Source organism: Micromonospora sp. M51 (assembly GCF_018070305.1).
In the GTDB taxonomy this organism is placed as follows: Bacteria; Actinomycetota; Actinomycetes; order Mycobacteriales; family Micromonosporaceae; genus Micromonospora; species Micromonospora parva.
Window position 1 is genome coordinate 1 of record NZ_JAGPXZ010000135.1, and the last position, 10,866, is coordinate 10,866.

Sequence of the window (10,866 nt, forward strand, 5' to 3'; positions counted from 1 at the left end):
CTCGCCGTGCTGATCGACTACACCGGGCTCTTCCTCGGCTGGCCGACCCCCCGACTCGGCGCGCGACGGATCGGCGTCCAGATGATCGCGGCCGAGCACCTGGCCGAGCGGTACCAGCAGTTCCTTCTCATCGCTCTCGGCGAGGCGATCTTCGTCATCGGGCTCGCCTTCAGCGGCAGCGAGTTCCACACCGACCAGACGGGTGGGTTCGTCCTGGCGCTGGCGAGCACCGTCCTGCTCTGGCGGATCTACTTCCACGTGGCGGGCGGAGTGTTGGGCGCGGCCGTCGACAGCTCCCGCGACCCGGCGCGGCTGGCGACCGGCATGGCGTTCGCCCACATGGTCATGATCGCGGGAATCGTGCTGACCGGCGTCGGCTTCGAGTTGTTCATCACCGAACCGCTCGGGCACCTCCCGACGGCCTGGCTCATCGCCATCCTCGGCGGCCCGGCGCTCTTCCTCACCGGGCGTTCCACCCTCGAATACCAGGTCTTCGCCCGGGTGTCCCGGTCCCGGCTGGCCGGCCTGCTGGCCCTCGGCCTGCTGGCACCGGCGGCACCGCACCTCCAACCGCTCACCGCCGGCGCGGTCGCCGCCGTGGTGCTGCTCGGCGTCGCCGCGGCGGACACCCGACGCTCACGCCGCCGTCCCGCGGAGACGCCCGCTCCCCCGTACTAGCCGCAACGGCCGTCAACGGCACAGCGTGGTCGCCCGCCGCATGTGGGACAGCTTCTCCGGGTTACGCACCGCGTAGAGCGCGGTGATCACACCGTCGTCGACGCGCAGCGTGACCACCGAGTCGATCTCGCCGTCGAACCGGAGGACCAACGCCGGGTAGCCGTTGACCTCGGCGGGTCGCAACGACATGGCGGCCACCTGGACCTTCCTGCTGGCCAGCAGCCGGGCCACCTTGTCGGCCCCGCTGACCGGCCGCAGCAGCGCCTGTTTGATCCCGCCTCCGTCGCCGAGGAGCACGACATCCGGCGCGAGAACGTCGAGCAGGCCCTGCACGTCGCCGACCTCGACCGCCCGTCGGAACGCGTCCAGCGCCCGCCGGGCGTCCGCCGGGGAGACCATCCCCCGGGGCCGGCGCGCCGCGACGTGCGTTCGTGCCCGGTGCGCGATCTGACGGACGGTGGCTGGGCTCTTGTCGACCGCCTCGGCGATCTCGTCGTACGCCAGGTCGAAGACCTCGCGGAGGACGAACACCGCACGCTCGGTCGGCGCGAGTGTCTCCAGCACCAGCATCATCGCCATCGAGACGCTCTCGGCGAGTTCGACGTCCTCGGCGACGTCGGGCGCGGTCAACAGTGGCTCCGGCAACCAACTGCCGACGTAGGACTCCCTGCGCCGGCCGACCGCCCGGAGCCGGTTGAGCGACAGCCGGGTGGTGATCCGGACCAGGTAGGACCGCTGGTCCCGCACCGCCGGAAGATCCACGTCCGCCCACCGCAGCCAGGTCTCCTGGAGTACGTCCTCCGCGTCGGCGGCCGAGCCGAGCATCTCGTAGGCGACCGTGAAGAGCAGGTTTCGGTGGGCAACGAACGCTTCGACAGCGGGCTGCCCGCTGCCGTCCGCGCTGATGATTCCGCCCTCGGCATCCATGCGTCCTCCAGTCTCGTCGATCTCGGCCGCCTCGCCCACCAGACACCGGCCGCCCACCTCCTGTGACACCCGATGCCGGTGCTCCTCGTCACTCGGGGCGGGTTGTCACAGCGCACCGGCCGGCGGTGTCTCCTGTGCGAACCGACGAGGAGGAAATCTCATGAATCTGGCTCTGTGGATCGCGGCCGGACTGCTGGCCGCGTTGGCCCTGGCCGGCGGCATCACCAAGACGTTCGTACCCAAGGAGAAGTTGGCGGCGGCCAACGGCGGAGGGTGGACCGACGGTGCCAGCGTCGGCTTCGTCAAAACCCTCGGGGTCCTTGAAATCCTGGCCGCGGCCGGTCTCATCCTGCCCGCCGTACTGGACGTCGCACCGGTGCTGGTGCCGGTGACCGCCATCTGCTGGATGGTGCTGATGGTCGGCGCGATGATCACCCACCTGCGTCACGACGAGGCCAGGTTCATCGTGCTGAACCTGGCCTACCTCGCGGTCGCCGCCTTCGTGGCCTGGGGCCGTCTCGACTCCTCGCCCTTCACCGGCTGACCGACCTCGTCCCGCTACCCTCACCCGATGAGTTCGCGGACCGCGCTGAGGAGACGAACGAAACACGCTCTGGTGGCCGTGTCCGTCACGCTGGGCCTGCTGTCCTGCCTGTGGGTTCTGTCCTTCGTGTGGTTGCAGATGTTCAAGACCGAGGGAGAGTTGCCACCGACGTCGCGGATGCCGCAGGTGCCGGCCGGAGCAAAGGTCACCGACGAGGGCATGGAATGCGCCTCCGGTGGGTGCTGGCGAACGATCACCGTGGCGCCGGCGGCGGGCCAGTCCTCAGCGGACCTGGCACGGGAGATGGGTCTCTCCAAGGAGCTGATCCTGCCGCCGACCCTCTTCGACCCCGCGTCTGTCTACGTGGGGGCCCACCCGGAAGACGGCGAGCTGATCGTCCACATCGGCTATCGGTGAGCGCCGCGACAGGACGCGCCGGCTGACGATCCGGCACGCGGGTCGGTGCGGCGACACTTGTGCCCGAGCTGCGAGAAGCGAGATCATCACGCATGATCGATCCCTCGCCCGAGGACGACGGGACTCCAGCTGCCTCGCCTCACCTCTCAAGGAGACACAGCCACGTGAAGAAACTATCGAGCGTCGCGTCCGTGCTCGCCCTCTCCGTCGGTATCGCCATCGCCCCGGCGGCTACTGCCTCCGCCGCTACCGACCGGAGCGGCGCGGAACGGCTGAACATCCCGAACAGCAGTGCGTGCAAGGCCGGCCGTACTGTCATGCAGGGCATGGTGGCGGGGCCGGGCGGTCAGCTCTACATCATCTTCACGAAGGCGGCCGGCGCGGAGCCGGTCCTGTCCCGGTGGCTTCGTGACGGCTCGACCTGGGACGGCGCCAGCTGGGTCTGCGCCGGTGCCCCCACCTCCATCCCGACACTCGGCCACGGCAACGACCTCGCCTACAACGCGAACTATCTGGGGCAGGGTCCTGCCTTGATCGCCACCCAGGGAAGCCAGTCCGCATTCCTGAGCGACAAGGTGACAATCGTTCGCCTGAACGCCAACGGAACCATCGGCACAACCAGCGAGGTGCGGCTGCCGATCGGCAACATCAGCGGCCTCTGCTACAGCGCGACGGCTGCCGGTGGAGCCGGCAAGTACGCGGCCCGCCGGTTGGGCAGTCTGTGGACCCATCCCGGCGCTGGCGCGCTCACCAGTGGTTGGACGCTGGTCAAGAGCAACCTGACGAGTCACGACAATCGTTCGGACCAGGGCATCGACTGCTCCGAGAACTACATCTGGAACACCAAGTCGATCAACACCTCAACGCCCACCACCGGGTGGAACTGGGTGTACCAGTACAACTGGTCCGGGGGCGACGTGGAGAGCGACATCGGCATCCCGGGCAACAACCTGACCGACGAGATCGAAGATGTCACCCACGTCGGCAGCGAGTTCTTCGTCGGCATCAACCGCAACGACGGGCTGGCCGACACCGTGAAGGTGCTCACCGAGTAGCCCCAAGCTGAACGGGGTGCGCCCGCACGCACCCGTGGACGGGGGTCGCTGGGCGTGTCGCCTGGCGGCCCCCCGACGCGGATCGCCGGTCGCCCGTCGCCCGTCGCCCGTCGCCCGTCGCCCGTCGCCCGTCGCCCGTCGCCCGTCGCCCGTCATGATCGTGCTCGATCCTGGATCGAGTGGCCTCCCGGCGCCAGCGACACCACTACATCATGGATCGAGCACGATCATGCCCAACGCCAGCGGGGTTGAGGCCGGGTGGCCCAGCAAGATCCGTGCAACATCCCTGATGTTGCTGCCTCCGCAGCCCCTGACACAGCAACATCCGAGAAGTTGCGCAGATCTTGCCGGCAGGTGGGTGATGCGGGGTGAGCAGGCGACAGGCGGGCAGGCGGGGCCGGGCGGGCCGGGGGCCGGGCGGGTGCGGGGGACGTCAGCGGCGCAACGTGAGGATCAGGTCGGCCACCAGGGCGGTCCAGCCGGTCTGGTGCCAGGCACCCAGGCCCGCGCCGTTGTCGCCGTGGAAGTACTCCGGGAAGGCGATCAGGTCCCGCCAGTCCGGGTGGGTCTGGAACAGCTGCGCGGCGCCGTAGATCGGGCGTCGACCCCAGTCATCCTGGGTGAAGAGCGCGATCAGCCGGGCCGAGAGGTCGTCGGCGATCTCGTCCAGGGTGCGCTTCACACCGGAGCGGGTCGGGTACTCCACCTGGAGGTCGTCGCCGAAGAACGCCGCGTAGTCCCGCAACGCGCTGATCAGCAGGAAGTTCGTCGGCATCCAGATCGGACCACGCCAGTTCGAGTTGCCTCCGAACAGCCCGCTGGTCGACTCGGCCGGCTCGTAGCCGACGGAGAACTCCTGCCCGCCGAGGGTGACCGAGAACGGCTTGTCCAGGTGCGCGCGGGACAGCGTACGGAGGCCGAACTCGGAGAGGAACTCGTCGGGGTCGAGCATCCGGGCGAGCAGCCGGACCACCTGCTCCGGGCCGACCATTGACAACAGCCGCTGCTGCCGGCCGTCGGGGCCCAGCCGGCGGGTGCCGATCACCTGGGCGTACTCCGGGCGGTTGGTCAGGAACCAGCGCAACCGCGCGCCCAGCTCCGGCAGACGGTGCAGGGTCTTCGCGGTGAGCCGGGTGGTGGCGGCCAACGGCAGCAATCCGACCACCGAACGGACCTTCAGCGGCACCTTCGTGCCGTCGGCGAGGCGCAGCACGTCGTAGAAGAAGGCGTCCTCCTCGTCCCACAACCCCTGCTCGTACGCGGCGGCGGCGATGTAGGCGAAGTGCTCGAAGAACTTGGTGGCGGTGTCCACCCAGGTCCGGTCGTGTTCGGCGAGCACGATCGCGATGTCCAGCAGGTTGAGGGCGTACATGCCCATCCAGCCGGTGCCGTCGGACTGTTCCAGCACACCGGCCACCGGCAGCGCCGCCGAGCGGTCGAACGGCCCGACGTTGTCGAGCCCGAGGAAACCGCCCTCGAAGACGTTGTTGCCGCCGGTGTCCTTGCGGTTGACCCACCAGGTGAAGTTGATCAGCAGCTTGTGCATCACCCGGGCCAGGAAGTCGTGGTCCCGGCTGCCGTCGATCTCGAACACCTTCAGCGCCGCCCAGGCGTGCACCGGCGGGTTCACGTCACCGAACGCCCACTCGTACGCCGGGATCTGGCCGTTGGGGTGCAGGTACCACTCGCGGAGCAGGAGCAGCAGTTGCTCCTTGGCGAAGCTCGGGTCGACCCGGGCGATGCTCACGCAGTGGAAGGCCAGGTCCCAGGCCGCGTACCAGGGGTATTCCCACGGGTCGGGCATGGAGATGACGTCGAAGCTGGTCATGTGCCACCAGGCGCTGTTGCGCCCGTGCCGACGCCCGGCCGGCGGCGTGGAACCCGGGTCGCCTTCCAGCCACCGCTTGACGTCGAAGTGGTAGAACTGCTTGCCCCACATCAGCCCGGCGATGGCCTGCCGGGCGACCAGCGCCTCGTCGGGGGTGGCGGCCGGCGGGATCACCCCGGCGAAGAACCGGTTCGCCTCGGCCCGTCGCGCCCACACCACTGCCTCGAAGCCCTCGCTGAGGTCGGCCGGGGGCGGCGGCGCGGCGGCCGGCGGCGACGCGGTACGGGTGAGCCGCAGCCGGATCTGGCGCTGCTCGCCGGCCGGCACGTCGAGCACGTAGTGCAGTGCACCCTTGGTGCCCTCCCGGGCCGGGTTGACGGTGGCCGCGCCGTTGACGACGTGGTCGTTGATGCCGTCCTTCGGGTACTTCGACCGGCCGGGCAGGCCCCACAGCCGTTCGGCGTTGGTGTCGTTGTCACAGAGCAGCGGCACGGGGCCGCCGTCGCCCTCCAGCAGCAGTTGCCCGAGCACCCGGTGCTCGCCGACGAGCCGGGTGCCCTGGCCGGTGAGCCGGGGGATCCGGTCGCCACCGGGCAGGCCCCAGGACCAGGTGTTACGGAACCACAGGGTGGGCAGGACGTGCAGGGTCGCCGCCTGGTCGCCCCGGTTGGCGACGGTCACCACCATGCAGAGGTCGGTCGGGGACGCCTTGGCGTAGTCGACGGTCACCGCCCAGTACCGGTCGTCGTCGAAGATCCCGGTGTCGACCAGCTCGTACTCGGTGTCGTCGCGGCCGCGCAACGCGTTCACCGCGACGAGTTCGTCGTACGGGAAGGCGGCCTGCGGGTAGTGGTAGCGCCAGCGCATCCAGGAGTGCGTGGGCGTGGAGTCCTCGTACCACCAGTACTCCTTGACGTCCTCGCCGTGGTTGCCGCCGTCGCCGCCGAGGCCGAACATCCGCTCCTTGAGGATCGGGTCCTTGCCGTTCCAGAGGGCGAGGGCGAAGGCGAAGGTCTGTCGGTCGTCGCAGACGCCGGCCATCCCGTCTTCATTCCACCGGTAGGCTCTGGACCGCGCGTGGTCGTGCGGGAAGTAGTCCCAGGCCGTACCGTGCTCGCTGTAGTCCTCCCGTACCGTCCCCCACGCCCGTTCGGACAGATAGGGACCCCATGCACGCCAGTCCTGCTCCCCCGAGTCGGCCTGGGCGAGCCGGAGCCGCTCAGCGTCGGGTGGCGAGGCGTCGGAGGACGATCGGTCAGTGATCACGTGCACATCTTTGACGTCGCCGCGGTACTTGACCACAGCGGCCATTCTCGTCGTGGCGTGTTACACCTTGCCGCCGGTGGAGGAAACTTGATCGACATTCACTTCGGCCCGCAGGTCTGCGGCGATCTGACCAGCGCCGCGAGCCGGGAGTGGCTGGTCCCCGACGGTCTCGGCGGCTACGCGATGGGCACTGTCGGCGGGCTGCGGACCCGTCGCTACCACGGTCTGTTGGTGGTTTCCGGCGAAACGCCGGCGTCCCGCCAGGTGGGACTGGTCAGTCTCGATCCGGCGGTCACACTGCCGTCCGGCACGCGGGTGCGCCTCGGCGCGCACGAGTGGGCCTCGGGTGACGTCGACCCGCGCGGCTTCGAGCTGTTGGAGCGCTTCGACCTGGTCGACGGGCTGCCCCGGTGGCGGTGGCGGATCGGCGACGTGGTGATCGAACGGGAGCTGGCCATGCTGCCCGGCCGCTCCTGTGTCGCGGTGGTGCACCGGCTGGTCGCCGGTGGCCCCGTCCGGCTGGAGCTGTCGGCCGCCTGCACCTGGCGGGACGCGCACGGCGAACGGCGGGCCGACGGCCCGATCCCCCAGGTCGAGGCGGTTGCCGACGGCGCGGTGGTCGAGGGCGCGTACCGGCTCGCCGGCCCGGGTTGGGCCCCCGAGGGGCAGTGGTGGCTGGGCGTGCACCATCGCGAGGAGGCCAACCGGGGGCTGCACCCGGACGAGGACGTCTGGTACGCGGGCCGTTTCTCCGGTGAGCTGGAACGCCCCGGTGACACCGTGTCGGTGCGGGCCTGGGCCGGTCGACTCGACGAGGAGCCGCCGCCGGCGACGGAGATCGTGGCGACGGCCCGACGGCGCAACCGGCGGGTGGTGGCGACGGCGAAGCCGGCCGACGACGTGGCGGCGACCCTGACGCTGGCCGCCGACGCGTTCGTGGTGCGCACCGAACACGCGGCGGTGGACGTGGTCGCCGGGTACCCGTGGTTCGGGGCCTGGTCGAGGGACACGATGATCTCGTACGAGGGGTTGTTCCTCTGCACCGGCCGCGCCGACGAGGGGCGGGACCTGCTGCGGGCGTACGCGGCGACGCTGTCCGAGGGGATGCTCGCCAACACTGCCGACACCGGTCGGGTGGAGTACAACACCGTCGACGGCACGTTGTGGTTCCTGCACGCGGTGAGCCGGCACGTCACCGTCACCGGCGACACCGACCTCGGCGACGAGCTGCTGCCCGCCCTGCACACGGTGATCGACGCTCATGTCGCCGGCACCCGGTACGGGATCCGCGTCGACCCGACCGACGGCCTGCTCACCCAGGGCGCCGCCGGCACCGCGCTGACCTGGATGGATGCCCGGGTGTACGGGGTGCCGGTCACCCCGCGTACCGGCAAGCCGGTCGAGGTCAACGCGTTGTGGATCAATGGCCTGGCCGGGCTCGCGGAGCTGACCGAGCTGGCCGGACGTAACGCCGACGGGCTGTGGCGACTCCACGCGCAGGCCACCGCCTCGTTCCGGGAGCGGTTCCCGGCGCCGACCGGGTGGTTGCACGACGTGCTGGACGCGCCCGCGCCGGCGTACCCGTTGGGTGGGGCGGCCCTGCACGACGACGACGCGTTACGCCCCAACCAGTTGCTGGCCTGGTCGCTGCCGTACGCGCCGATGGAGCCGGACGAGCAGACGCTGCGCCGGGTGGCGGCGGGGCTGCTCACCCCGCTCGGGCCGCGCAGTCTCGCACCGGACTCCGCGGAGTTCGTGGGCCGGCACCGGGGTGGCCCCGCCGACCGGGACGGGGGCTACCACCAGGGCACTGTGTGGCCGTGGTTGCTCGGCCCGTACGTGGATGCCGCCCGCCGGGGGAAGATGTCCGTCGATGACGTGTTCGTCGGCATTGAGTCCCATTTGATGGAATATGGGATAGGATCGGTGAGCGAGACGGCCGATGGCCTCGCGCCGCACACCGCCACCGGGTGCCCGTTCCAGGCATGGTCGGTGGCCGAGCTGCTGCGGGTGCGGCGAAAGAGCCAGTAGCGCTTTACACGACCGCAACGGTGGTGTCGCCGCTGGTTATCGCGATCCCGGCAGGATTGGCCCCGATCCAGACGCGACGGCGACATCGATTCCGGTGTCGGTCGGCGCGCGCCCGGGGACAACTCAAAGGGGGCCGCATGTCACTCGATGCCCACGTGATCGACATCAACCCCGCCCGACAGCTGCGGGTGCTGATGCTCTCCTGGGAGTACCCGCCGGTGCTCGTCGGCGGTCTCGGTCGACACGTGCACGCCCTCTCCGTCGCCCTCGCCGCCGCCGGCCACGAGGTCACCGTCGTCACCCGGCACAGCGACGGCGCGCCCCTGGAGGAGTACGCCGAGGGCGTACGCATCCTGCGCGCTCCCGAGGACCCGGTCACCTTCCCCCTCGCCACCAGCTCGCTGCTGGCCTGGACGATGGCCTTCAACCACACCCTCACCCGCACCGCGCTGCGCGCCACCGAAGCCGGCTCGTACGACGTCATCCACGCCCACGACTGGCTCGTCGCCCACACGGCCGTCACCCTCGCCGAGCACCTGGACCTGCCCCTGGTCACCACCATGCACGCCACCGAGGCCGGTCGGCACCAGGGCTGGCTGCCGGAGGAGATGAACCGCACCATCCACGGCGTCGAGCACTGGCTCAGCAATTCCTCCGTCCGGGTGATCACCTGTTCCGGGTACATGCGCGAGCAGGTGACCACGCTCTTCGACATGCCGGCCAGCCAGGTCGACGTGGTACCCAACGGGGTCGACGACCGGGCCTGGCGGGCCCGTCCCCGAGCTGTCGCGTCGGCCCGGGCGCGCTTCGCCGGGGACGGCCCGCTGGTCGGGTACGCCGGACGGCTGGTCTACGAGAAGGGTGTCCAGCACCTGGTGCACGCCGTACCCCGGCTGCGGGAGCGGCATCCGGGGCTGCGCGTGGTGATCGCCGGCGACGGCCCGTACCGCACCGAGTTGGAGGCGGAGGCCCGGCGGCTGGCGCTGAGTTCGACGGTCCGGTTCACCGGCTTTCTCGACGCCACCCAACTGCCGGCGATGCTCGGCGCCACCGACGCGACAGTGGTCCCCAGCCTCTACGAGCCGTTCGGCATGGTGGCGCTGGAGGCGGCGGCCGCCGGAGCACCCCTCGCCGTGGCCCGGACCGGGGGTCTCGCCGAGATCGTCGAACCCGGCGTGACCGGGGTGACGTTCCCGCACAGTGACCCGGACGCGCTCGCCGGCGCGGTCGGCCAACTGCTCGGCGACGAGGTCTTCGCCCGACGGCTGGCCCGCCGGGCACGCACCATGGTCGGCGAACGGTACGGCTGGGCGACCATCGCGGCCCGCACCGCCGCCAGCTACGCCACCGCTCGGCGCGAACACGGCCCCGTCCAGGCCCGCCGCGCCGCTGCCCGGCTGGCCGGCGGACGGACCCGGATCGCCATCCCGGAGGGGAATCTGCTGACCCGGGCCGACCCCGCCGCGTGCTGACGTACGTCGGATGACCTATAGGTGACTTCCGATCCGCTGGTTAGGGTGTAGCCCGAACAGCGGCTGAGGAGGAGCGTGCACAGGTGCTGATCGCCAGTCGGTACCGACTGCTCGACCTTGTGGGTCGCGGGGGCATGGGTCGGGTGTGGCGCGCCCGCGACGAGATGCTGCACCGCGAGGTGGCGGTCAAGGAGATCGTGCCACCGAGTTGGCTTGACGATCGTGGCCGGGCCGAGGTGCGCCTGCGCACCATGCGGGAGGCGCGGGCGGCGGCCCGGCTCAACCACCCCGCCGTGGTCCGGCTCTACGACGTGGTCGCGGTCGACGACAGCCCCTGGATCGTGATGGAGTACGTCCCGTCCCGCACCCTCCAGGACGTCGTGGACGCCGAGGGGCCCCTGGAGCCCGCCCGCGCGGCCCGGATCGGTCTGGCCGTGCTCGACGCATTGCAGGCCGCGCACAGCGCCGGGGTGCTGCACCGCGACATCAAACCGCAGAACGTGCTCGTGGCGCACGACGGGCGGGTGATGCTCACCGACTTCGGGCTGGCCACCTTCGACGGTGGCGACGGCGCGATGACCCGCCCCGGCATGGTCCTCGGCTCTCCGCAGTACGTGGCCCCGGAGCGGGCCTCCGACGGGGTGTCCT

The 10,866-nt window shown here is 70.7% G+C and carries 9 protein-coding genes; 7 read left to right on the plus strand and 2 right to left on the minus strand.

The features are described 5' to 3' along the window. The coding region (locus tag KBX53_RS10215; RefSeq protein WP_210858818.1) for a low temperature requirement protein A at positions 1-678 on the plus strand (678 nt) is incomplete at its 5' end. A 12-nt stretch (positions 679-690) separates the two neighbouring features. On the opposite strand, the gene KBX53_RS10220 is transcribed toward KBX53_RS10215, so the two are convergent. After that, the gene (locus KBX53_RS10220) at positions 691-1,605 is read right to left on the minus strand and encodes an RNA polymerase sigma-70 factor (RefSeq protein WP_210858830.1); all 915 of its coding nucleotides are present in this window, start codon (positions 1,603-1,605) and stop codon (positions 691-693) included. 160 nt (positions 1,606-1,765) lie between these two features. Here KBX53_RS10220 and KBX53_RS10225 point away from each other — a divergent pair, with 160 nt between their 5' ends. The 3 genes from KBX53_RS10225 (at position 1,766) to KBX53_RS10235 (ending at position 3,621) form a co-directional block, all read left to right on the plus strand. Then, positions 1,766-2,149, plus strand: a complete 384-nt coding sequence (locus KBX53_RS10225) for a DoxX family protein (RefSeq protein WP_210858820.1) — start codon at positions 1,766-1,768, stop codon at positions 2,147-2,149. Positions 2,150-2,176: 27 nt separating this feature from the next. Continuing rightward, positions 2,177-2,566 carry a hypothetical protein gene (locus KBX53_RS10230; protein ID WP_210858822.1) on the plus strand — a complete coding sequence of 130 codons (390 nt, stop codon included), beginning with the start codon at positions 2,177-2,179 and terminating at the stop codon, positions 2,564-2,566. A gap of 164 nt (positions 2,567-2,730) precedes the next feature. Continuing rightward, complete coding sequence (locus KBX53_RS10235) at positions 2,731-3,621, plus strand: hypothetical protein (protein WP_210858824.1); 891 nt, start codon at positions 2,731-2,733, stop codon at positions 3,619-3,621. Positions 3,622-4,054: 433 nt separating this feature from the next. Here KBX53_RS10235 and KBX53_RS10240 read toward each other — a convergent pair whose 3' ends face one another. Next, the gene (locus tag KBX53_RS10240) at positions 4,055-6,760 is read right to left on the minus strand and encodes a glucosidase (RefSeq protein WP_030328720.1); all 2,706 of its coding nucleotides are present in this window, start codon (positions 6,758-6,760) and stop codon (positions 4,055-4,057) included. A gap of 42 nt (positions 6,761-6,802) precedes the next feature. On the opposite strand from KBX53_RS10240, the gene KBX53_RS10245 reads away from it, so the two are divergent. The 3 genes from KBX53_RS10245 to KBX53_RS10255 form a co-directional block, all read left to right on the plus strand. Next, entirely contained in the window at positions 6,803-8,746 is a 1,944-nt protein-coding gene (locus KBX53_RS10245; protein WP_210858826.1) for an amylo-alpha-1,6-glucosidase, read from the plus strand. 137 nt (positions 8,747-8,883) lie between these two features. Further along, entirely contained in the window at positions 8,884-10,218 is a 1,335-nt protein-coding gene (locus KBX53_RS10250; RefSeq protein WP_036410767.1) for a glycosyltransferase family 4 protein, read from the plus strand. A gap of 134 nt (positions 10,219-10,352) precedes the next feature. Beyond that, positions 10,353-10,866, plus strand: a 514-nt coding sequence (locus KBX53_RS10255) for a serine/threonine-protein kinase (RefSeq protein WP_247675405.1), incomplete at its 3' end; no start/stop codon positions are given.

What these genes read in the sequence shown, in the direction of transcription:
- KBX53_RS10220 (WP_210858830.1), bottom strand. Translation starts at nt 1,605, where the DNA reads ATGGATGCCGAGGGCGGAATCATCAGCGCGGACGGCAGCGGGCAGCCC.
- KBX53_RS10225 (WP_210858820.1), top strand. Translation starts at nt 1,766, where the DNA reads ATGAATCTGGCTCTGTGGATCGCGGCCGGACTGCTGGCCGCGTTGGCC.
- KBX53_RS10230 (WP_210858822.1), top strand. Translation starts at nt 2,177, where the DNA reads ATGAGTTCGCGGACCGCGCTGAGGAGACGAACGAAACACGCTCTGGTG.
- KBX53_RS10240 (WP_030328720.1), bottom strand. Translation starts at nt 6,760, where the DNA reads ATGGCCGCTGTGGTCAAGTACCGCGGCGACGTCAAAGATGTGCACGTG.
- KBX53_RS10250 (WP_036410767.1), top strand. Translation starts at nt 8,884, where the DNA reads ATGTCACTCGATGCCCACGTGATCGACATCAACCCCGCCCGACAGCTG.